General features: G+C 66.6%; 17 protein-coding genes and 1 tRNA gene. 9 read left to right on the top strand and 9 right to left on the bottom strand.

The annotated features are described in order from the left end of the window. The first annotated feature begins 3 nt into the window (after positions 1 to 3). Positions 4 to 1251 carry a hypothetical protein gene (locus tag AB7F93_RS09805; protein ID WP_428302724.1) on the top strand — a complete coding sequence of 416 codons (1248 nt, stop codon included), beginning with the start codon at positions 4 to 6 and terminating at the stop codon, positions 1249 to 1251. Beyond that, positions 1248 to 2357: a hypothetical protein gene (locus AB7F93_RS09800; protein WP_428302723.1), complete on the top strand. Its 1110-nt coding sequence runs from the start codon at positions 1248 to 1250 to the stop codon at positions 2355 to 2357. Before AB7F93_RS09805 ends, AB7F93_RS09800 begins: the two co-directional genes overlap by 4 nt. Before the next feature lie 8 nt (positions 2358 to 2365). Here AB7F93_RS09800 and AB7F93_RS09795 read toward each other — a convergent pair whose 3' ends face one another. The 7 genes from AB7F93_RS09795 to AB7F93_RS09765 all read right to left on the bottom strand — a co-directional run bounded on the left by AB7F93_RS09795 (position 2366) and on the right by AB7F93_RS09765 (position 10033). Next, positions 2366 to 4777 (bottom strand): CHAT domain-containing protein, encoded by a 2412-nt coding sequence (locus AB7F93_RS09795; RefSeq protein ID WP_428302722.1) that lies wholly within the window; start codon positions 4775 to 4777, stop codon positions 2366 to 2368. A gap of 573 nt (positions 4778 to 5350) precedes the next feature. Next, the gene (locus AB7F93_RS09790) at positions 5351 to 5776 is read right to left on the bottom strand and encodes a hypothetical protein (RefSeq protein ID WP_428302721.1); all 426 of its coding nucleotides are present in this window, start codon (positions 5774 to 5776) and stop codon (positions 5351 to 5353) included. Further along, positions 5751 to 6806, bottom strand: coding sequence for a nuclease-related domain-containing protein (locus tag AB7F93_RS09785; RefSeq protein WP_428302720.1), 1056 nt, complete (start codon positions 6804 to 6806; stop codon positions 5751 to 5753). Before AB7F93_RS09785 ends, AB7F93_RS09790 begins: the two co-directional genes overlap by 26 nt. A 97-nt stretch (positions 6807 to 6903) precedes the next feature. After that, the gene (locus AB7F93_RS09780; protein WP_428302719.1) at positions 6904 to 7860 is read right to left on the bottom strand and encodes a tyrosine-type recombinase/integrase; all 957 of its coding nucleotides are present in this window, start codon (positions 7858 to 7860) and stop codon (positions 6904 to 6906) included. Between the two features lie 56 nt (positions 7861 to 7916). Then, positions 7917 to 8714 (bottom strand): hypothetical protein, encoded by a 798-nt coding sequence (locus AB7F93_RS09775; protein WP_428302718.1) that lies wholly within the window; start codon positions 8712 to 8714, stop codon positions 7917 to 7919. 2 nt (positions 8715 to 8716) lie between these two features. Continuing rightward, a complete protein-coding gene (locus tag AB7F93_RS09770; RefSeq protein ID WP_428302717.1) occupies positions 8717 to 9811 on the bottom strand; it encodes a hypothetical protein in 1095 nt (364 codons plus the stop codon). Positions 9812 to 9844: 33 nt separating this feature from the next. Then, positions 9845 to 10033, bottom strand: coding sequence for a hypothetical protein (locus tag AB7F93_RS09765; RefSeq protein ID WP_428302716.1), 189 nt, complete (start codon positions 10031 to 10033; stop codon positions 9845 to 9847). A 229-nt stretch (positions 10034 to 10262) separates the two neighbouring features. Here AB7F93_RS09765 and AB7F93_RS09760 point away from each other — a divergent pair, with 229 nt between their 5' ends. The 7 genes from AB7F93_RS09760 to AB7F93_RS09730 all read left to right on the top strand — a co-directional run bounded on the left by AB7F93_RS09760 (position 10263) and on the right by AB7F93_RS09730 (position 21609). Continuing rightward, positions 10263 to 10475, top strand: coding sequence for a hypothetical protein (locus tag AB7F93_RS09760; RefSeq protein WP_428302715.1), 213 nt, complete (start codon positions 10263 to 10265; stop codon positions 10473 to 10475). Between the two features lie 11 nt (positions 10476 to 10486). Then, positions 10487 to 13258: a type I restriction-modification enzyme R subunit C-terminal domain-containing protein gene (locus AB7F93_RS09755; RefSeq protein WP_428302714.1), complete on the top strand. Its 2772-nt coding sequence runs from the start codon at positions 10487 to 10489 to the stop codon at positions 13256 to 13258. Next, complete coding sequence (locus AB7F93_RS09750; RefSeq protein WP_428302713.1) at positions 13255 to 14706, top strand: hypothetical protein; 1452 nt, start codon at positions 13255 to 13257, stop codon at positions 14704 to 14706. The genes AB7F93_RS09755 and AB7F93_RS09750 overlap by 4 nt, the downstream gene beginning before the upstream one ends. Further along, entirely contained in the window at positions 14703 to 16217 is a 1515-nt protein-coding gene (locus tag AB7F93_RS09745) for an ATP-binding protein (protein ID WP_428302712.1), read from the top strand. Before AB7F93_RS09750 ends, AB7F93_RS09745 begins: the two co-directional genes overlap by 4 nt. 299 nt (positions 16218 to 16516) lie before the next feature. Continuing rightward, positions 16517 to 17992, top strand: a complete 1476-nt coding sequence (locus AB7F93_RS09740) for an N-6 DNA methylase (RefSeq protein WP_428302711.1) — start codon at positions 16517 to 16519, stop codon at positions 17990 to 17992. 964 nt (positions 17993 to 18956) lie between these two features. Further along, positions 18957 to 20162 (top strand): phage integrase N-terminal domain-containing protein, encoded by a 1206-nt coding sequence (locus AB7F93_RS09735; RefSeq protein WP_428302710.1) that lies wholly within the window; start codon positions 18957 to 18959, stop codon positions 20160 to 20162. Positions 20163 to 20415: 253 nt separating this feature from the next. Next, on the top strand, positions 20416 to 21609 hold the full coding sequence (locus tag AB7F93_RS09730; RefSeq protein ID WP_428302709.1) for a tyrosine-type recombinase/integrase: 1194 nt from the start codon (positions 20416 to 20418) through the stop codon (positions 21607 to 21609). Positions 21610 to 21647: 38 nt separating this feature from the next. Here the strand turns inward: AB7F93_RS09730 and AB7F93_RS09725 are convergent. Both AB7F93_RS09725 and AB7F93_RS09720 read right to left on the bottom strand, forming a co-directional pair. Next, positions 21648 to 21724 (bottom strand) — tRNA-Arg (locus AB7F93_RS09725). Between the two features lie 40 nt (positions 21725 to 21764). Beyond that, positions 21765 to 23012 carry a heme biosynthesis HemY N-terminal domain-containing protein gene (locus AB7F93_RS09720; protein WP_428302708.1) on the bottom strand — a complete coding sequence of 416 codons (1248 nt, stop codon included), beginning with the start codon at positions 23010 to 23012 and terminating at the stop codon, positions 21765 to 21767. Between the last annotated feature and the right edge of the window lie 193 nt (positions 23013 to 23205).

The following is a 23205-nucleotide window of genomic DNA, read 5'->3' as shown; positions in this document are numbered from 1 at the left end:
GCCGTGCTCGCCGATCGCCTGCAGCCGACCCGCACTGCGGATGACGAGCTGAGCGGGATGCCGATCACGCCGACCTTTGCACGTGAGGCGCTGGCCAGCGTCCCGGGGCGTCGCCTGCTGCGCTTCGATGCCGGTGAGTTGTGCCGCATCGCGCAGGTTCTGGAACGCAGCCGATGTGTTCCGCTGCCTGGCGCGCAGATCGGGAGGCTGCGCAGCATCCGCGAGGCCTGTGCCCGCTACGCCTGCCTGCCGGCGCCCGCGCGCCGGGCGGCGGTGGCGCTCGGCCTGATCGGGCGCACCGACTCGCAGGGGCACTTTCGCGATCACTGGAACCTCAGGCACTGGCGGCCGGTGGTCCATCAATGGTTCGACGCCTTTGCCGGTGAAGTTCCGCCGGTCGCGGTGGCGGAGCGGGCCAGGCACATGCTGATCGCGTTGTACGTCGTGGCACTCGACGGCGCCGCCGGCGGCGCCGCCGCGGATCGGTTGCGCGCCGACCTGGCGCAGGCGCTTGACCGTCTGGCCGAGCCGCATCGAAGCGCCGTACCGCTGGCGATGCCGCCCGGTCTGGACCCGATGCGCACAGGCTCCGACGCGCAATGGCAGACCGCAGCCGTCGCCCTGGCCGACGACCGGCGCGGCGCGCGGGTCAAGGCCCTGTACTTCATGCACGCGCTGCACGCGGCACTCGATTGCCGCCAGCCGGATCCCGGGCGACTGAGCCGCCCGGCGTACAAGCACCTGTACCGGGATCTGCTCGAATGGCTGCGCGCAGATGCAGACTCACGCTGCTGCGTACGCGCGACAGCGGCCCGGCTGGTCAGCGGGCTGCCCTGGCTGGGCCCGTTCAGCGCCGTGGCGCCGCCGCCGGCGACACCGTCGGTCGAGGCGCTGCCGCCGTGCTTCGGTGCCTACGAGCCGCGTTCGGCGACGATTCCCTGGGCCCTTGTGCGCGCGTTGCTCGCCGCCGCGGGCTGCCGCGACGCACTGCGCGACGAACAGGCCCTGGCCGAAGCCTGCGCCGAGCGCCTGATCGATGTGCTGCGCATCGACCTGGATGCCGGGAGCGGACACGAAGCCCGCTACGGCTGGCTCGAGTCCTGCGCACGCAGCCGTTACGGGGCCAGCGTGCACTGGAGCTTGTTCAACCGGCTCAAGCAGGGGGGGCTGGTGGACGAAGCGCGCGCGCTGCTCGGGCCGCTCGAGCCTGGCGACGAACAGGCCTGTTCGATCTGCGGGATCGGCACGTGAGCATGTCCGCACGCGACTTCCACCCGACACGATGGCTGCTGTGCTCGCCGTCGGCGTGCCAGGCGATCATCGAGGACCCGGGGTGCCGCGCCGCCGGCGGGCCGCTCATGAACCTGCGATTGGACAGCGCCCACGTGCGTTGCGTGCGTCCCGACGATGTCGAGACCCTGCTGGCCCAGCTCGGCACGGGCAGCCCGGGCGGGCAGGTGCGCCTGGTGGTCGACGACGCCGATGCGGTCGACATTCACGCGCTGCGCCGTCTGGCGGGCCTGGGGATCGAGTTGCGCGTGCACTACTGGCGCGAGCAGTCGCTCGAGGTGCTGGCGTCGCTCGACGCGCCGGACGATGCCATTGTCGACACCTGGCGCGCCGTGCTCCTGCGCGAGCCGGCGGCGGCGACGCTGCGCCCGGCCGCGGCGCTCGACTCGGCGTGGGTCGAACGCCTGCGGGTCGCGCTGCAGCAATGGTCGCGACTCGCGCGCGCCGAACATGGTGACGAGGCGTTCGACGCGCTGTACCCGCCGCGATTGTTCGACTGGAACGAATTCGAGTCCACCCGTTCGGCCGGCGATGCCACGCTGCGCTATGGCCACCGCCGGCTGCCGCTGCTGTCGTTCCAGGTCGTCGATGGTCAGCCACGCCTCGAAGGCCTGCTCATGCAGGCGCCGCTCGAGCACCTGGACAGCCAGGTGCTGCACCTGCACGGGCCGGCGGCCAACGAGCCGCACCTGGCGGCGGACCGTGTTCGCATGCGGGGCGCGGCGCCGCGGCGCCGGATCGAGATCGAAGGGAGCGCCCATGGTGCGGCGTGCACGCTGGTGCTGACGCTGCCGGAGCAGGCACGGCTCGAACTGCATGTCGAGTGTCGAATGGCCTGGGAGTTGGCCTTCGGGGTCGGCGCGCTCGAGATCGGCGTGCATGACGCTGCGGGCGCGCCGGCGACCCCGCTGTTGCGGATCGGGCCGCCCTTGCCCTGGCAGGCGGAGGATGCGTTGCACCGGTTCGAAGTGCACCTGCCCTGCCCGCAGGAGCTGTGGCACCGCCTCGCCGGCGTGGACGCCGTCCGCTTGTGGCTGCGGCGCATTCCCGCGTCCGCCCCCGACTGAAGGCCGCGTCAGGTCGACGCGGGCGGCGATGCCGCCAGCTCGCGCAGACGGCCCCAGTCGACGCCCAGCGTCGCGAGCAGCCGGCCGCTTTCGCCGCAGCCATCGTCGAGCATGGCGTGCACGAGGTGCCGCTCGCCGATCGCGGACTCTCCCTGCGCACGGGAGCGACGCTCGGCATCGTTCAGGATGCCGACCAGTCCGCTCGTCAGCTGCAGGGCCTCGGCCGGCCGTGCATCCGCGGGCTCGTCGCCTGCGCCGGCGATGGCGTGGTCGAAGCGTTCGGCCAACGAGGTCGCATCGACGCCGCTGAGGCCGATGCAGCGCGCCCATTGACTGCCGGGATCGGCCAGCATCGCGTACAGAAGATGTCCGCGGCTGAGCGCAAGGTGCTGCTTCGCACGCGCCCAGGCGACGGCGGCGGCGAGCGGGCGCAGGGCTCCGGCGTCGAAGCGATCGGTGCGCAAGGCCCCCTGGGGGTCGAACAGCGCATCCGACCCACCGACGGCCTTACGGTCGAGATTCGCGTTCAGCCATGCCGCCGCAGCGCCCGCACGGGCGAACAGGGCCCGCCGGAGGTCGCCGGGCTCGACCGGCGAATGTGCCGTCCGTGCCTCTGCCAGAGCCGCAGCGGCTTCGAGCACACGGTGCACGCTGCGCGAACATTCGCTCGGCGGCCTCGGCCCCCGTGCCGCTGCGGCGCCGTGAGGATCCTGCAGGACCGCCGCCAGAAGGTCGGCGCTGCCGATGCGCGTTCGGCCGCGGCCCGCGGCACGCCGGCCCGCCTCCACGAGCGTTTGCCACGTCTCCTCCTTGCACGCAGAGCGTGCCAGCGGCCCGATGGGCTGCGGACCTGGCGCCGGCGCCGCGGCACCGAGTACCAGCGAAGCGAGGTCGACACCGATCGCGCGCAGCAGCTCTCCGGCGGAGCCGCCACCCTGGTGCGCGAACGCCTGCAACAGGTCCAGCTCGGTGACGCCCGGCTCGCTGCGCCGTGAGCCGCGGGCCTGATCGGCCGCTGCACGCAAGGTGGCCGCCACGTTGTCGCTCAGGCGCGCTGCTTCGGCGTCGGCATCGCCGTGCCGGGCGAAGACATGGGCAAACGTGCGCGACAGCAGCGCCGTGGGGACGCCGATGCCGCGCAGACGGTCGCGCAGCTGGCTGCTTTCGCCGTCGATCAGCGCCGCCAACAAGTGTGCGGTGGCGACCACCGGGGCGCCCCGCGCGTGCTCGAACGCCCGTTCGAGCAGACGCAGGCAACCGGGGTCGAAGTCCGCACGGGCGAGCCCGATCGGTTGCAGCGCGGCGATGCTCGAGTCGGATCGCGCACGCAAGCTCAGCCCAGGGTCGCCGTACAGGACGAAACTTGCCCAGGCCGCGCCGCAGCCGGGCACGCCGCGCACCTGGCGGCGCGCCTGACGCACGGCCTCGCCGACGGGCCGTTGCGCCAGCAAGCCTTCGTAGAACTTCTCGGCAAACAGTCTTGCGCCTTCGTCGGGAAGGTCGAACGGCGAGCCGACGACGATTCGAGCGCCAGCCTCGAGGAAGGCGTTGGTCATGCCTTCGATGCAGCCGATCCGGTTGCTCGCGGCGCCCCGTGTCGCCGACGACGCGCAGGCGTTGAGGAACACCAGCGGCGCACCGCCCAGATGCTTGCGCACGCTGCTGGCGGTGAGCAGTTCGCCGGCGTGCAGGCGCAGCCCGTATTCGCCCGACGCGGCGTCGAACACCACGTGGCCGGCGAAGTGGATGATCTCGTAGCGCTGCGCGACGAGTCGCTTGAAAAGTCCGTCGAAGTTCGCCTCGGCGCCGATCAGGAAGTCGGAGCAGTCCACACCGCGAGCGCCCAGCACCGTGCGCAGTCGCTGCGCCTCGCGGGCACTGGCCGGCAAGGCCCACTCGGGCTCGTCGCTGTTCGGATCGGCGATCAGCAGGCAGCGGGATGTCTCATCGGTGCGGGCCGGCACGCGCGGCGCCGATGGCGTCTTCAGGCGTCGCCCCACCGGGCAGCGCAGCGCGAGGTAGTCGTCGTCGCCGCCGCCGAGCTTGAGCAGTTCCCAGAGGATGCCCGGATCCTGGTTCGAGCTCTCGCTCGTGATCAGCAGCGGGGTGTCCAGCGTGCGCAGTGCCTCGCGCAGCTGGCGGGTATCCGCGTCGACCCGTTCCGAGAACAATTCGTCAAGCAGTGCCTCGCAGATCGGGCCGAATGCGTCGGCCGACTCTGCCTGGGCCGGCCCGGCATTGGCCCGCCTGATCTCGCGCTCGATCAACCGGCACAGGTTGCGCAGCGGGGCCTTGGTGACCGGGATGTTCCAGATGCGCTGCGTCGGACCGGCGAAGGGCTCGCCCGGACGCACCAGACGAAGCTGCAATCCGTGCGGCAGATCGGAAACGTCAAGAACGGTGGGCTCGCTGGTGGACATGCGCTGACTACCAGGCGTTGGATTCGGCAAGGTCGATGTCGCTTCCGCGGCGCGCATCCGGCGACCGGCGGACGCTTGGAAGCTTACCGCGCAAGTATCCTCGCCCGGAACATACACGCCACGACGCGCCGGCACAGGCTTACTAACAGGCGTGCGTGCGACTCAACACCACACCTCGAGGCGTGCAGTTGCAGCGGTCTCGACGAGACCTACTTTGCCCTGTCGCATTGCAACTGCAACGTGTACTGCGGGTCGGAGTCCGGTGCGCGGGCCTTCATGCGGCCGCTGCGGTGCTATGTGGGCCAGTTCGCCGGACACCACTCGCGAACGACTGCTGTCGCGCGGCTCCAGGTTCGTCGCAACGTCTGCGACCAGCGGCTTTCAAGGTCGTCCGGTCATTCGACCAGAGGATCGCAGGAGACGGCTTTGGGTCGTCCACTGCCATCCGCGCCTCGACGGTCTCTGACTGCAGTTGGAGGCTAAGCGGCCGGACTGACCGACCAGCAAACTTGCGGGCTGGACCTTCCGGACCTTCCCCTGGGATCGTTTCGCCACGGGTGGTGGACGATAGCGCTACACGCCGTCGACATCCTGCGTGCCGCCCATGAGTCCGTCCAGCATCCGGTTCAACTCGCATCGTCTGACAGGATCGCCATTGAGCGCGATGTTCCACAGAAGTTCGCGCTCGGCGTCTGCGCGCGCGGGGTTCAGGCTCACGGCTGCCAGCTGCACGGGCCGGTTCCCCGCCGGCCTGCCACCGTACCGCTCCAGTTCCACGTCCATCAACCAGTTGAGGAACGCGGAATCCTGCGAAGGCTCGGCGTAGTAGCGTTTGCAGTCACGGACGTAGTCCTCGAGATCGGCCAGTGTCGAGATCACCGTCGGTTCGAAGCCCGTAATGCGCATCCACCGCCGGACGTCACTTTCGCTGAGCATCAGCCGATTGCCGTATCGGATCATGGCAAGCCCTTCGTTACCCGGTTCGCAGTTCGTCAACATGCGGGAGTGCAATGACGGAGGGTCGGGATCGCCCCGCCTCGTGAAAGTAGATGCAGTCATCCACCCCGATCGATGCGGTGGGCAGCAGGTTGCCTCGCAATCGTCCGAACGGCGCAAGCCCCGCAAGAGGCACCAGCCCCCAGAGCTTGCCACGCCACCAGTGCAGCTTGGCCATCCGACCCGCTGGCAGTGCATCGATTCGCCGGCCTCCGATCCGCAACCACAGGAGATCGCCGATAAGCTCCCGCCCACCGTGCAGCCTCACGACATCCCAGGTACGGAGCCGCCCGACTGCTTCAGCGATCCTGACCGTCGTGTCTGGCGTCATCATTTCGAACAAGCCTTCGGTCAGCTTGCCTGCTGTCGATGGCGCCGCACATCGTTCGATCAGCTTTGCCAGTAGGAACTCGGACCCCGAAACGCCACGTCCCAGCCGCGACCCCGAGGTCTGCAGTTCGTAGAGCGTGACCACATGCGGATGCGCCGACAGGCGTTCGTCCAGGTCGATGCGCGGATGTGTGAAGACCACCATCTGAGCAAAGCGCGCGTCCGGCAAGGCCAACCCGCAAGCAGCCAGGTGGCGTCGAAGTGCTTTCACCTTGTTCTGGTTGTGAACCACGAGACTTTCAAAGCCTTGCACCTCGCCGGTCCGCCGCTGGTAGACCCATTGTTCTCCTTCCAGGCGTAGGGTGCCGCTCCAGTGCTTCACTTCGACGATCGTGATTTGCCGCGGCGTCACTACGGTCAGATCAATCTCGTACCGCCCTGCTGCCGGATTTTCGGTGTCCCGCGCCACGCGCTTTCCGCCGAAGATGTGCCCGAACCGCGACGTTTCGTGCCGCCCCATCACGCGCCGCAGCGACAACTCGCCCCTCGCGCCGGCCAGCAGCTCCGGATGCGGGCGCACGAGCATCATCTCGCGCCAGTCATCGAGCCTACGCTCCCAGCTGTCGTCCGGCAGCCGCAGTTCAGGCACGCCGGGCAGTCGAAACTCCTCGTGCCTGTCGTCGGGGTGTGGGAAGTCGGTCAAGGCTCTGCTCCGGCAACTGGATCTGCCGGCCATGCTTGCCCACGGCGCTGCCACTTCAAGGGTCGCGCAAGCCACTCGCCGGTGGCCCGGAAATCACTCAGATGCCGATCCGCTCCACCTCGTCCAACTTGATTTGGTCACCGCGCCGGTCGTACAGGCTCGTCGTGCGCGACGACTCGTGGTTGGCCATCTGCTGCGCGATCTCCAGCTTGCCGCCGTTCAAGAGGTACTCGGTGATGCCGGTCGCGCGGAACGAGTGACACCCGATGGCCGTCGCGATGCCGGCGGCTTCCGCGCGCCGCCGGATCATTCGGAACACATCTGCCTGCGACATCGACCGCGACGTCAGCGTGTCGGTGGCGGCCCGCGCCGACCTGAAAAGCGGTCCGCCCGGATCGTCGGCGATGCCGGCGGCCTCCAGGTAGTCGTACAGCCACTCCTCCAGCCTGTGGTGGCACGGCATCTCGTGGCGCTTGCCGCCCTTCTCGTCCAGCCGCAACCACAGGCGTCGCCGCTGGGTGTAGACATCCTCGACACGCAGACGAGTGACCGCGCCGACGCGCGCGAAGGTGTAGACCATGGTCCCGATCAAGGCCCGGTCGCGCATGCCCACCAACGACACTGCGTCGATCGACTCGACGAGTTCGCGCACCTCGCTCGCCGACAGCACGGGCGTCTTGCCAGTCTTCACCGAGTACCGCGGCCCGCGCACCGCCGCCGCCGGGTTGATCGGCATCACCTGCCCCACCACCAGCCAGTCGAACAGCGAGCGCAGTGCCGCCAGGCGCTGCTTCACCGAGGGCGCGGCCAGGTCGAGTTGCTCGACGTACAGCGCGACATGAACGGGCTGCACCTGGCGGATGTCGTCGATGCCGAAGCGCGCGCACCAGTCGGCGAAGTGCTGCCCGGCCCGCGCGTAGGCTTTGCGCGTGTTCGGATTGCGGATGTGCGCGGTGAAAAACTCCAGCGTGCGCGCCTTGGCGCGGGCATCGGGCGCCAGCAGCGCCGGCACGGACGCGGCCGGCAGAAGTTCAAGCTGAGCAGAGACGAGCATGGGCGTCGAAGGCGCTGTGATTGATAACGTCCTTTATCAATCACAGCTCGGCCGCTTCAACCGCTGCCTGCGTTCACCTTGTCATCCGACCAAATCTGGTTGATCAGGTCGCAGACGATTTGAATGGTTCGCAAGACGTTGGCATGCAGCATCTGGCTTCCGTGCGCGTACTCGTTCCGCAATCTCGGCAGACCCTCGACGAACTGCTGCAGCCAGTCGAGCGCAAGCTCTTCGGCGGTTGGAATGGCCGGGGTGTCGGGCAGGTCCATTCGATCCAAGTCATTCCGTTCCATGAACTGAATGTGCTCAATGCTGAGGCGCTCCTCGGCCAGCCGCTGGGCCCACTGCGCTCTGCGTGTCAGGCCATCGTTGGTGATGATTCCGAGCCTCGCTGCCATCGACATGAGCTGAGACAGGCCTGCGGGCCGAGAGCTTCGCTTCTTCGAGCCCTGCGTTGATGGATCAACGAAGGCCCCCTCGCCATCGACGATTCCGCGTTGCCCCAAGGCGAGACGAAGCGCCATTTCCAGCGACGCCAATGCTTGATGCTCCGCGACGACATGAAAACGGTAGACGTGCCACGCATACAGGTACAGGTTTCGCGCCGTGTCGTAGTGGACCTGAACTTGCTCCGGCACCCGATCGACCAGCCGCAAATCGGCTATCGCCTCGTACCGATCGCTCTGCTCCAGCGGTCGGACCATTGGGCCGACGCGCACGGACACATAGCGCATTCGCACATCTGGCAGGGAAAGCTCGTGCAGGTTCCGGAGCCCATCCGCGGGTTCGGCATTGTCGGCGGATCCGGCGGAACTTGGTCCGAGACCGGAACGACTCTCGCGCTCGGCACTCACGTTCAATCTCCCTCCGGGTCCACCACGCTGACCTTCAACGGGGCTGCAGACGGATCGTGCTTGAAGTGGACCACCAACAGGTCATCATCCTTGTCGATTCCGCCCGGCTCTATCTCGATGGCGGACAAGATGTCGCCTTGGTTCAGTCGATGGGCGAAGATGTTCCGCTGGTTGGGCTTGTCCTCCAAGCCAGTGAAGTGCTGGAACTGCGCCAGCGTGATGCGACCGGCCAGCAGGTCCATCAGCGCACGCGCCGAAATCTTGATCGTCATCGCCGACCTCGTTGAGGTGATGTGTGTTCCCAGATACCAGCCACGCGCATCGTGCCTGTATAGCGCCTGTTGCTGGAGCGAGCGCGCCTGAGAGCCTTCGAAGCGAGGGAGCGGCAGGTGCGCGACCAAGTCCGCAACCCCACGCTGGTCGAGCAACATTCCAGGTCGTGCCAGCAAGTCGGCACGCCATAGCTTCTTCTCCCTCGTCCAATCCCACGTCGATGATTCACGACGTGGGGACAAGACGAGGACCGCATCGACCCCACCTTCCGCCTTGCGCAGAAAGTGCTCGATGATCTGCCGGCCGGTCAGGGCGCCTATGGAGCGCATGCTTGGATTCAGATCACGAAGCATTCGAGCACCGGCATCGGCAACCACGATGCAACGCAGTCCCTGGAAACCGGGGATGCTCAGCTGCCGCCTCTTCTCGGTCAGAGCCTCGAAGAGCGGGTTGTCTTCCACCGAGTAGGCTTCGGCCGGCATCGAACTGAAAAAGTTGCTCAGCGCATGCTGGCGTATCGCGTGCCACCTCACCACGAAGTGCGTGTTGCCCTGCGTTACTTCGAGGGGGGAACTCCGATCCGTTGTCTCGAGCCACTTCTTGAGGGCCAGATTGGTCGCCTCATCGGGGACGAAGTCGCGATCGATCCTTCGACGGCGGACGTAGCCCTCTGGGGTATAGCCGCTCTCCTCGGCGAAGGTGAAATGCAGATGTCTGCCGTAGCTCTTCCGCACCGTGTTCGCAAACTCGCATAACCGCGCCGAGATGCGGCGCATCTCATCCTCTTGCGACAAGCGCGCATCGGAGATGGCGGTCACTTCCACAGCGCACGGTGACGGCGCGAACAGGAACTCCGATTAGGCATCTGGTCGCCGCGCGCCGAACCACTCTGGCTCAATCTCGACCTCGCCGAGCTTTGACAGTGCCCACAGAACGCCGAGCTCCATTTCCGCTGGCAGCGCCTGATCGACCCGCTTGCTTTCGAGGCGAGCACGCAGGTCGCTGAGCTTGGCAAGATCCATCCGGTCAGACAGATCGTCCAGCATGCTTTGCAGCCGACGGCGAGTGAAGACAGGCATGGGCGTCCTGGCAATGGTCTGTGCCAAGCGTTCGTTCCATCTATTGTCGAGGGGCCGGGATAGGCAAGGCGTACTGGCTTTCTTGGTCGCGAATATGGCCGATACGCCTGCGGCGACGCGTAGTTCAGACAGTTCCGTGCAGATTATTTGTCTATCAATACGCGTTTCTCGCAGGCTACACTCCGGCGACCCGCCCATGACCCGCGCCCAGCTCAACCTCCGAGTCAGCGAGCAGCTCGAACGTGCCATCGACGAGAAGCGCATCGAGCTTCGCGCGTCGCTGGGGTCGATCCCTTCGCGTTCCGAGGTGCTTCGCCTGGCTTTGGCCGCGTACCTCGGCATGTCGCTCGATGACACCGAAGTCGACCGCCGATCGACGACCGGGCCCGCCAAGCGCAAGGCACGCTGAGTTCGCTCGCCATGGCCGTCACACCCGAAGCCCAAGCCCGAGCCGCGATCGATTCGCTGTTGGTGGCCGCAGGGTGGACGGTCCAGGTCATGGCGGACTTCAACCGCCATGCATCCGAAGGCGTCGCGGTGCGCGAGTTCCCCCTGCCGAGCGGTCCGTGCGACTACCTGTTGTTCGTCGGCGGCAAGGCCTGCGGCGTGATCGAGGCGAAGAAGGCAGGTGTCACGCTCAGCGGCGTGGCCGAGCAGGCCGCGCGCTACATGCAGGACCTGCCAGACCACCTGGCTCGATGGGCCGATCGCTTGGTGTTCGACTACGAGTCCACCGGCGACGAAACCTACTTCCGCGACACCCGCGATCCTAAGCCTCGCTCGCGCCGCGTCTTCGCCTTCCACCAGCCAGCGACGCTGCATGGTTGGCTGAAGGAGTCCGACACGCTGCGCGGTCGCCTTCGCCAGATGCCGCCGCTGGAGGCGGCAGGCCTGCGTGACTGCCAGATCGATGCCATCACCGGCCTGGAAACCTCTCTGGCCGACGACCGCCCGCGCTCGCTTGTCCAGATGGCCACGGGGGCCGGCAAGACCTTCACCGCCTGCAACTTCAGCTGGCGGCTGCTCAAGCATGCCAAGGCGAAGCGCATCCTGTTCCTGGTGGACCGCAACAACCTGGGCGACCAGACGTTTAGGGAGTACCAGAACTTCGACCCGCCCGGCGCCGCGCACAAGTTCGACAAGACCTACATCGTCCAGCACCTGCACGGCAATCGCATCGATCCGGACGCCAAGGTGGTGATCACCACCATCCAGCGGCTGTACGCCATGCTGCGCGGCGAGGAATTGGACGAGGCCGACGAGGAAGGTTCGGCGTTCGAGACCTGGAGCGATGCCGCCTCGGACGATGAGGGCGACTTGCGCCCCGTGGTCTACAACCCGGCAATCCCGATCGAGCACTTCGATGTCATCGTCACCGACGAATGCCACCGCTCCATCTACGGCCTGTGGCGCCAGGTGCTGGAGTACTTCGACGCCCACCTCATCGGCCTGACCGCCACACCGTCTGCGCATACGTTGGGCTTCTTTCAGCGCAACTTGGTGGCCGAGTATCCGTACGAGCAATCGGTGGTAGATGGCGTGAACGTCGGCTTCGAGGTCTACCGCATCCGCACGCAGGTGACGGAGCAGGGCGGCACGGTGGATGCGAGCTATCACGTGCCCGTACGCGACCGCCGCACTCGGGCGCTGCGCTACAAGCAGCTCGATGCCGACCTGCCCTACGTGCGGCAGGATCTCGACGCCTCGGTGACCGTACCGGACCAGATCCGCCTGGTGCTGCAGACGTACCGCGAGAAGCTCTTCACGGAACTGTTCCCCGGCCGCAGCGGCCAGTGGGTACCCAAGACGCTGATCTTCGCGAAGGACGACAACCACGCCGAAGAGATCGTCAAAGCCTGCTGGGAAGTCTTCGGCCAGGGCAACGACTTCGCCAAGAAGATCACCTACCAGACCAGCGAGAAGCCCAAGGAGCTGATCAAGGCCTTTCGCGTCGACCCGTTCCCGCGCATCGCCGTTACGGTGGACATGATCGCCACCGGCACCGACATCAAGCCGGTGGAGTGCCTGATCTTCATGCGCGACGTGAAGAGCGAAAGCTACTTCGAGCAGATGAAGGGCCGCGGCGTGCGCACCATCCACGATGCCAGCCTGCAGCAGGTGACGCCGGACGCGCAGACCAAGACCCGCTTCGTGCTGATCGACGCTGTGGGCGTCACCGAGGGCAAGAAGACCTTGTCGCAGCCCATGGAGCGCAAGCGCACCGTGCCCTTCGACAAGCTGATCGACCAGATCGCGCAGGGCCGGCGCGACGAGAACGCGCTGTCTTCATTGGCCGCACGCCTGGCGGCGCTGGACCGGCAGATCGATACCGAAGACCGCCAGCGCATCCAACATGCCGCCAAGGGACAGAGCCTGAAGGCGTTGGCCCGCGGCCTGCTGGACGCGATCACGCCCGAGGTCATCGACGCCGCAGTGATCCAGCGCCACGGCAGTGTGGAGACCGCCACCGCCGCGCAGGTGAAGACCGTCGAGGCCGACCTGCGCGACAACGCCTGCGCGCCTCTGGACGACCCCGATTTACGGAACCTGATCAAGGCCATCAAGAAGAAAACCGATATCGTCATCGACGAGGGCACGCTCGACCTGCTGCAGGTGGCCGAGTACGACAAGGGCCAAGCCGAGAAACGCACCACGTCGTTCAAGGCCTTCATCGAGACGCACAAGAATGAGTTGCTGGCCTTGCAGATCCTCTATAGCCAGCCGTACCCCAAGCGCCGCCTCACCTACACCAGCATTCGCGAACTGGCGGCCAAGCTGGCCGACCCGCCGCACCACCTGACCACGGCCGATGTGTGGCAGGCCTACAAGCGGCTGAACGCGGCGCTGGTGCGCGGCGCGCCCAGCGACAAGGTGCTGACCGACCTGATCAGCCTGGTGCGCTTCGCCACCGGCCAGGCCGACGCGCTGGAGCCGCACGCAGCGCGCGTGGAGCAGCGCTTCAACCTGTGGATCGGACGGCAGATCAAGGCGGGCAAGAATTTCAGCGATGAGCAGTTGGCGTGGCTGAAGGCGATCAAGGACTACCTGGCAACAAACGTGGAAATTGCGCCGACCGATTTGATGCGCGACCAGCCGTTCAGCGACTGGGGCGGAGTGGTGGCGGCGCGGCGATTGTTTGGAACGGAGTTGAACGGGATGCTGGACGAGTTGAGCGAGGCGTTGGTGGCATGACCCTGAACCTTGAAGTCAGCCCCGGGATGGAGACGGCTTGGTGCCGGACGACCGTCGGCGCGCTTGGTGCACTGCATTGCGGCCAGTCTCCGAAGTCTGCACATGTGAACGGCGATGGTTCAGGCGTGACCTACGTTAGCGGCCCGGAACACTGGGACGGCGTGGTCGTCCATCGCTCAAAGTGGACGACCGCGCCGGCGCGACTTGCTCCTGCTCGCTCTGTCTTCATCACGGTCAAGGGCAGCGGCGTTGGTACCTTGTTCCCGGGCATCGATGCCGCCATTGGCCGCGACATCTATGCATTTGAGCCTCACCCAGAGATCGACTTCCGCTTTGTCTATCGAGCGCTTCAGTTCTCGATCCAAGACGTCATCGGACGTGCACGGGGCGATATTCCTGGACTGAGCAAGTCGCACATCCTGGATCACCCCATTTCAGTTCCCGGGCCAAGGACCCAAGTAGCTGTCGCGTCAAAGATTGACGAATTGTTCAGCGAGATCGAGGACGGCGGGCGCGCACTAGACCGTGCACAGAGGCTGGCAGAGCGCTATCGACAATCCATTCTTAGGTCCGCGGTCACCGGCGAGCTCACTCGCGAATGGCGTGAGCGAAACCCAATTGCATCTGCCTCGGGTGCGCTTCAACGGTTCGACGATTCACGAGCACGTTTCGGGCGAAGGTCTCTACCGCTTCCAATGGCGAAGGTCGACGAGCTTCCGGAGCTTCCTTCGTCATGGACATGGACCTCGCTCGACTCTCTGGCCGATGTCGTCGGCGGCATCACGGTGGACCAAAAGCGATCTCCTGACGGCTGCGACGAAGTTCCCTATCTGCGTGTGGCAAACGTCCAGCGCGGCTACCTTGACCTTTCGGAGGTCAAGACTATCGTGGCTCCGCGTGAGCGAATCGAACAACTTCGATTGCAGCCCGGCGACATTCTCTTCAACGAAGGCGGTGACATTGATAAGCTGGGCCGCGGGTGGTTGTGGCAAGAAGAGTTGCCGATATGCATTCACCAGAACCACGTGTTCAGGGCGCGGCTTTACTCGCCAGGACCTTGGAACAAGTTGATCTCGTGGTTCTGCAATGTGCTCGGCAAGCGCCTATTCATGGACATGGGCAAGCAGACCACTAACCTTGCTTCACTAAGCCTTAGCAAACTAAAGAGCGTACCCGTTCCCCTAATGTCACATGAAGAGGCAGTTGAGGTAGTGAGTCGCGCCGAGGACGCGCTTTCTGTAGTCGACAAATATCTCACTGAGCTTGCCGCCCAAAGGCGGGCATCGGCCAACTTGCGACAAGCTGTTCTCAAGGCAGCTTTCTCTGGCCAACTCGCCCCCCATGATCCGAGCGACGAGCCCGCCAGTGCTCTGCTCGCCCGGATAGCCACCGAGTCCACCGGGATCCCCATCGGTGCACGTGGGCGCCGCCGAAAGGCAGCGGCATGAGCATCCTCGCCCTGCCCGACGAGACTGGCGTCAAGTTCGTGGCCCAGTGGCTGCCCGCCGATGAGACGCGGCAGTTGGAGTTCAAGCGCGTCAGCGGCAAGATGGTGGGCAAGGCGCTGGAGACCGTGTGCGCGTTCGCCAACGCCGACGGCGGCCTGCTGGTGCTGGGCCTGGCCGACCTGAAGGAACACAAGGGGCCGGCACGTGTCTTCGGCGTGGAGGAGAACGCCGAGGCCGTTGACGAGCTGGTACGCAAGCTGCGCACCGAGTTCCTGCCGCCGCTGGGCGGCGTGCAGCTGTTGCGCCTGCCCTGCGTTCTGCACAACGGGCCGGCCAAGGGCCAGCGCGGCCATCTGTTGGTGGTGCAGGTGCAGCGAAGTGCCCAGGTGCATTCGCTGGTGGCGGGCGGCACCTACACACGGCTGGACCGGGGCAATCGGGAACTGTCCGCCGAGGAGATCACCGAACTGAGCTACCGCCGGGGCACCCGCAGCGCCGCCGCCGAGCCGGTGCCGGTGGCACTTGAGCGGCTGAACACACAGGCCTGGCAGCGTTTCCTTCAGCGTCGCGGCCCGCTGTCGGGCAACCTGGCCGAACAACTGCTCAACATCGGCCTGGCCGTGGCCATCGATGGCCAGGTGCAGCCGCTGCGCGCGGCGGTGCTGCTGTTTGCAGACGAGCCGGGAAGCCTGCTGGCCGCACACGGCACGCGGGCCGATGTGCGGGTGTTCGTCTACGACGGCAAGGCACAAGTGCCGGGCGCCACGCCGAACCTGCGCAAGGAGCCGAAAACGGTCCGCGGGCCGTTGATCGACCAGATCGACCGCGCAGTGAAGCTGGTGATGGACGAACTGGCGCAGGGCGTGACGCTCTCAGGCAGCGGATTTCGCACTCGCCACGTGTACCCGGAACGGGTAGTCAAGGAGGCGATCGTCAACGCGGTGGTCCACCGCGACTACCGGCTCAACCGCGACATCTTCGTGCGTATTTTCGATGACCACATCGAGGTCGAAAGCCCGGGCTTGCTACCCAAGGGCATCACACCGGCCACGATAAGGCGGGCCGGATCGAAGACCCGCAACGACCTCATCGCTGCCAACCTGCGCGACTTTCCGCAGCCGCCCAACCTGGACGCCGGCGAAGGTGTGAAGATGATGTTTGCCGAGATGGCGCGCGCCAAGCTCTACCCACCGCAGTACCGCGAAAACGCCGATGCGGCCGTGGAAAGCCTGACCGTGGTACTGCTGAACCACGAACGCCCGACCGCCTGGGACGAGGTGAGCGACTGGCTGGACCGGCACGGCACGGTGGCCAATGCCGACGTGGTGCGCATCGCCGGCGTGGACACGCTGCGGGCCTCGAAGCTGCTGACGGCCTGGCGCGAGCAGGGGCTTCTGGTGGCCCTGCCGGGCCGGGCCAAACGCAACATGGCCTACGCCAAGCCGCAGGCCCTGGACGCAACGGCGCCCGTTTCGTTGTTTTCCGAAGCCTCGGATAACAACCAGGGCTAGCACGGAAAGCTGTTTTTTATCAACCACTTACAGAGTTCGTTGTTTTCCGCAGCCTCGGGCAGCGGCACCGGCCTGGCGCTTCGCCGCGCTCGGCAGGCTCGGGCGTGGGGCATGCTGCGTCTGGGCGGAAAGCCACCCAGCACAGGCAATCCCAACAGCCAGCCATCTGCTTGCCCGTTGCATGCAGGGTCCGCTGTTGTCTTCCACCCGCCTGGGATAACAACCGGCTCCACGGACATTAATCCTTTTAAATCAATGACTTGGGGCGCCGGTTGTTCTCCGGCGCCAGCCAACATCCCATGAGCAACGACTACACGGCCCTGGTGGGCAAGGTCTGGAACTACGCCCACGTCCTGCGCGACCAGGGAATCGGCTACGGCGACTACGTCGAGCAGATCACCTTTCTGCTGTTCCTGAAGATGGACCAGGAGCGCGCCGAACTGCTGGGCGAGCCCAGCACCATCCCGGCCGCGTGGCGCTGGGACAAGCTGGCCTCGCTGGCTGGCGACGACCTGGAGATCCAGTACCGCCATGCGCTGGAAGCGCTGGCCCGCGAGAAGGGCATGATCGGCACGATCTTCCGTGGCGCGCAGAACAAGCTGACTGACCCGGCCAAGTTGAAGCGCGTGGTGTCGCTGATCGACGCCGAGACCTGGATCGGCATCGGCGTGGACGTGAAGGGCGCCATCTACGAAGGCCTGCTGGAGCGCAATGCCGCCGAAGTGAAGAGCGGCGCGGGCCAATACTTCACCCCGCGCCCGCTGATCCAGGCCATGGTGCATGTGCTGGCACCGCGCATCGGCGAAACCGTGCACGACCCGGCCTGCGGCACCGGCGGCTTTCTGCTGTCGGCCTACGAGTACATGAAGGAGCACGGCGGCGCACAGGCGCGTGACCGCACGGCGCAGCGGAGGCTGCGCGAGCAGACCTTCAGCGGCAACGACATCGTCGACGAGGTGGTGCGCCTGTGCGCGATGAACCTCTACCTGCACGGCATCGGCAACGGCGAGAGCCCGATCCGAAGCACCGACGCGCTGGCCGCCGACCCCGGCGAGCGCTACGACGTGATCCTGACCAACCCGCCCTTCGGCAAGAAGAGCAGCTACAAGGTGATCGGCGAAGACGGCGAGGTCGACACCGAGCGCGAAGACTACGAGCGAGAGGACTTCAAGTTCACCACCGGCAACAAGCAGCTCAACTTCATGCAGCACATCATGACGGTGATGAGCAGCGACGGCCGAGCCGGGGTGGTGCTTCCCGACAATGTGCTGTTCGAGGCCGGCAGCGCGGGCGAAGGCATCCGGCGGCGCTTGCTGGAGCAGTTCGACTTCCACACCCTGCTGCGCTTGCCCACCGGCATCTTCTACAAGCCGGGCGTGAAGGCCAACGTGCTTTTCTTCGACAAGCGCCCCCCGCGCGCCGACGGCAAGCCGAACACCAAGGCGCTGTGGATCTACGACTTCCGCACCAACCTGCACTTCACGCTGAAGAAGAACCCGCTGGACACCAAGGACCTGCAGGACTTTGTGGCCTGCTATCAGGTCGGCCAGTTGGGCCAGCGGCGCGAGACCGAGCGCTTCAAGAAGTTCGAGGTCGATGAACTGCTGAAGCGCGACAAGCTGAATCTGGACATCTTCTGGCTGAAAGACGAGAGCCTCGACGACGTGGACAGCCTGCCGACGCCCGATGTCATCGCAGCCGAGATCGTCGAGAACTTGCAGGCGGCGTTGGAGGCCTTTCAGGCCGTGGCCGATGAGCTGGCGGTGAAGCCCTGATCTTCTGTCTCGTTGAGGTTTTCTGATCGCCTCAGCCGAGGTTCCGTGCCTCCGATGTCCGACCTGAGTGGCACTTTCCATTCGTAGATGCAGACCGTTCAGCCGCCCCTGCTACCGCACACGTCGGAGGACGACTCCGCCCCAGTCTGCGGGCCTCGTCCGCGCCCAACTAGAGGCATCTCATAGGAAGATCAAGGCCGAGGGAAACGCGGCATCGTCAGCGCCGCGCAGCGCCTTGTTGCACCTAATTGCAATGCTGCCCGGCGCAAGGGGTCGGAACCTGCCACATGAACCCGCGCCGCAGATTCGGAGTTGTTGACACCACACGCACGATTGCGTTCAACTCTCGCTCAGCCCTGCGCTGCCTGCAGCAGGACATCATGTCAACAGCAGGCCGGACGCTGCCACCGAGCGCTCAGACGCTGAAGCAGCCGTTAGCGGTCGTGACCCGCACTTCCATCGCGTAGCTTGACTACGCGGCCGTGCAAGACGCGGCCACATCCATCTCCCTGATCCGCATCCTCGAGATGCGCTGTGCTGCCAGGCTTGCCTGCGAGCAGCTGCAGCAACGCTCCGCAACGTGTTCGCGTTGCGGCCGCTGAATACCCTCGTCACGGCCACTGCCCTTGCGGGCGTTCGACCGGCACGCGCTGTACTTCGCAGCATGCCGGCTGAAGACCACCGTGACCCTGCACGCCCTCGGTGGAAGGGGGCGCGTCCAGCAGGAGCCGAGGGATCACCTTCGCTTGCCCACTGAATGACCAGCTGGACTGGTCGCCGCGCCACGAGCGCATCGATGACTCCGCGCGGAAACGCGCGTGGTCGTCCGGGCAGCTTCCGATTTTTTAAGACCTCCAGCGGCCCGCAGGGCCGCACCTTTGGACGAACCCATACGGCACCGAGGCAGGCCGGATGCGGAAACGACTCTTCGCCTCCGCGCCCCGTCGAGACGGAACACCTCGACGTGGCGCGCCCCAACGCCGTGTTCCAGGTCGGATTCCGATCTCGGCTGGCTCCCGAGGTCACCTACTTGGAGATCGATATGGGTTCGAAGACAGAACAACGCGGTCGGTACGTGCTGCGAGGCACTGCCAACGGATACGACCCCGACGCGGTACTGGCTTCACTGCGGATCGGCACGCGTGACTGGAAGCGCGTGCTCGACGCCATCGTGAAGAAGCACAACAGCCAGCACGCCAAGCTCTACAAGGTGGTGTCGTTCAAAACGATGAAGGACCGCGAGACCTTCTACTTCGGCTTCTTCAACGAGCTGCGCACGCACACGCAGTTCCGCGACGCCGACCCGCGCGTTCTGAGGCAGCGCCACGTCCAGGCGGTGGTGGCGCGCTGGCTGGAGCGCGACATGGCCACGGCGAGCATCCACAACTACCTGTCCTTCCTGCGAACCTACGCGGGCTGGATTGGGCGGGCGGGCATGGTGCGCGAGGTGGCGTTCTACGTCGGTACCGACTCGCCTCACGTTCACCGCAAGCAAGTCGCAGCGGAGGACCGCAGCTGGACAGCCCACGGCGTCGACATCGACGCCAAGATCGCCGAGGTCGCTGCATTCGATCCTTGGGTCGGCCTGCAGTTGGAGATCTGCCACCGGTTCGGCGCGCGGCCGAAGGAGGCGCGTCACTTTCGGCCGCACGAGGCGCTGATCCCCCGCGAGCTGGCATTCGAGCGTGACGCCGCGGCCTACCCTGAGTGCGAGGAGTTCGTGCGCTTCGCTCAAGGCACGAAGGGCGGTCGCCCGCGGGACGAGCCGCTGCAGACGCCTGAGCAGCGTGAGCTGCTGATGCGGCTCCAGCGCATCGTGGCGAAGGGCTGGTACGTGGGTCAGCCGGGTCGCACGGCGTACCAGAACGAGAACCGCTTCTACAACGTCCTGCGGCGCTTCGGCATCACGCGCAGTGCGCTCGGGGTCACGGCGCACGGCCTGCGGCATCAGTCGGCGAACGACGGCTACGAAGCCGACACAGGCGCTCCATCACCCGTGCGCGGGCAGCAGGAGCGCCCGGAGAACGATGCGGCTGCGCGCTACCGCACCGCCATCCGCCTCGGGCACTCTCGCCTGCGGTCCAGCACGTTCTACGTCGGCACGATGGGTAAGAACGGCCAGGCCGCCAACCCTAGGCCCGACGGCGATCCGGTGGAGCAATCCGCATGAGCCGCGGCCTGCCCGCCACGCAGGCCATGGCGTACCTGGGCCTGAAACGCCGCAGCTTCGAGAGCCACATCCGACCCCGGGTGACGCCCATCCGCGTGGGCACCAGCTTGATCTTCGATGTACACGACCTCGACCGCGCCTTCGATGAGCTGAAAGCAGCCTCGCAAGGCGAGGCGCCCAGTGCCACCGCCTCCGTGCCGGCGCAGAATGCGCTCAGGAACGGACGGCCCATTCCACAGAAAGGAGTTGAACCATGGGCCGATCAACACGGGGGATCCACCCCGACGAAGGCGGTACCTGGCAGGTCGACAAGATCTGGCGCGGCACTCGATTTCGCCAGCGCGGTTTCACAAGTGCTGGCGAAGCGCAGGCCTGGCTGATCAAGCAGCTCGAAGAGCTGCGCACCGTGACGCTTCACGGTGCGCGGCCCAAGCGCACGTTTGATCAGGCCGCGGCGCACTACGTGACGATCTTCCAGGACAAGGTATCCATCGAAACAGAGACCTCTTGGCTCAAGAGCGTGATGCCACACATCGGCCATCTCCAGTTGAACCAGGTGCACGACGGCACCTTGGCGCCCTACGTTGCGAAACGTCTGGCCCAGGGCCGCTCGCATAAGACCGTGAACAGCGGGCTGGGCATCGTCCGCCGGATCCTGAATCTGGCGGCAAAGTCCTGGCGCGACGAGAACGGCATGACCTGGCTGGAGCATGCGCCGGCGATCACGATGCTGCCGCTGGTAGGCCACCAGCGCGAACCGCAGCCCCTGAGCTGGGGCCAGCAGCGCAAGCTGCTGCCCCTGTTGCCGGACCACCTGGCGCGCATGGCGTTGTTCGACCTGAACACCGGTGTGCGCGATGACGTGGTCTGCAACCTGCGCTGGGACTGGGAGATCCAGGTGCCGGAGCTCGGCATCTCGGTCTTCGAGGTGCCGCGGGAGCACGTGAAGGGCCGGCGCCGGCCGCGCGTGGTGGTGTGCAACAGCGTGGCGCAGTCGATCATCGAATCGCAGCGCGGCAGGCACGAGGAGTTCGTCTTCGTGTGGCGCCGCGAGCGCGTGAAGAACCTCGACGACGCCCCGGTGATGCCCTACCGCCCGATCCAGACGATGCACAACACCGCGTGGCAGCGCGCACGACGCGAGGCCGGCATGCCCGACCTGCACGTGCACGACCTGCGACACACCGTGGGCATGCGCCTGCGCGAAGCGGGCGTGCCGGAGAGCACTGTGGCCGACATCCTCTGGCACAGCAACGCATCGATGACACGCCACTACAGCGTGGCGCAGATCGTCGAGCTGCACGCGGCGCTGGAGAAGATCAAGGAAGACTCAGGCCGCTGGAACAAGAGCCTGGCGACCTTGCGGCGCGAGCATGAAGAGGCGAAGCGGGTGGCGTTGGAGGGCGAAAGTCACCCAAAAGTCACCCAGCAAAGAAAAACGGGTTAGCCCTTGCGGGGCTAACCCGTTGATCTAGAACGATGTTCTGGCGCGGCTGGCAGGATTCGAACCCACGACCCCTTGGTTCGTAGCCAAGTACTCTATCCAACTGAGCTACAGCCGCGCGAGCCGCGCAGTATAGCAGGCTTTGGCAGCCCGCCCGCTCAGGCCAGGGTCGCGGCGGATTCGTAGGCGCGGGCGGCGCGCTCGGCGTCGCCCTCCTCGCCGGCAATGCGCGCCAGCGTGAGCCAGGCCTTGCGCCGCGCGGCCGGCTGCAGCGTGGCGTCCGCGGCAGCATCTTCGAGCAGGCGGCGTGCCTTGCCCCACAGCTGGCGGTCGGCCAGGGCGATGCCGACGGCGTAGCCCATGGCCGGCTCGCGGCCGTAGGCCTGCGCCGCCGCCTCCAGCTTGGGCAGCCACTCGACACCCAGGCCCTGCACCGACTCGGCCAGCGCCAGCGCCAGCACGGCGCGCTCGTCGGCGCCCAGCTCGGCGAGCCGATCCCAGAACGGCCGCAGCCAGCCGCGCGCCTCGTCGGTGGCGCCGAAGCCTGCGGCGAGGCTGGCCGCACGCGCGGCGACGAAGGCATCGCGCCGGTCGAGCCCGTCGAGCTGTGCCCAGACGCGGCGCAGCTGCTCGGCGTCGCGCGCGGTGTCGAGCGACTCGAAGGCCAGCGAGCGCAGCAGGCCCTGCGCGGCCTCCCTCGAGAAGCCCTGGTGCTTGGCGAGCAGCCGCGCCGTCTTCAGCGCCTCCTGCGGCTGGCGGCCCAGCCGCGTGGCCTGCAGTCGCAGGCGCAGCGCATGGGTGCGCCGCGCCACGCCGGTGGGCAGCGCGCCGAGCAGTTCTAGTGCCCGGTCGGCATCGCGGTCGTCGAGCGCCCATTCGGCCGCCAGCAGCCGCGCGCCCTCCTCGGCAGCGCGCGCCGACGGGCTGCGCCGCGCCAGCTCGAGGGCGCGCTCGATGGAACGATCGCGGCCGGCGCGGTCCTGCAGGCGGTGGGCGCTGCCGGCGGCCAGCAGGTGACCGAGCACGGTGAACTCGTTGTCCTGCGCCAGCTCGGGGGTATCGGCCTGGATGGTCAGCGCGCGTTGCGCGGCCTTCTGCGCGCGGCTGTAGCGGCCGCCGAAATACTGCGCCAGCGCCTCGCGCAGCGAGGCCTGGGCGGTGCGGTCTCGCCGCGACACGCGCCATTCGCGGGCCCGCCGCGGCAGGCCGATCAGCGCGTTGATCGCGTTGAAGACGGTCACCAGCACGAAGCACAGCGCCGCCAGCAGGATCAGGAAGAAGTTGAGCGACAGGTCGAGCCGCTGGCCGGCCCAGTAGATGCTCACCAGGCCGTCGTTGCCGCCGAGCGTGGTGGCCGCCACGACGGCGACCACGAACAGCAGCACGAACCAGATGACCGCGCGCATCGCCGGTTCGGTCCCGCTCAGCGGCCCGCCGCGGCGGTGGCCAGCGCCGCGAGGGTGTCGTCGGGGCGCGGCAGCGTGGTCTGGCGCGCCTGCATGGCCACCTGGCGCAGCAGCTCGCTGGCGGACGTCGCACGCCGCGAGCTGCGGTCGAAGTAGCGGTCGAGCGACTGCTGCGCCGTCTGCAGGTCGGCCT

It is taken from the genome of Immundisolibacter sp., from assembly GCF_050250495.1.
Lineage (GTDB): Bacteria > Pseudomonadota > Gammaproteobacteria > Immundisolibacterales > Immundisolibacteraceae > Immundisolibacter.
The sequence above is the reverse complement of the archived record's forward strand: the minus strand, read 5'-3'. Positions and strand labels throughout refer to the sequence as shown.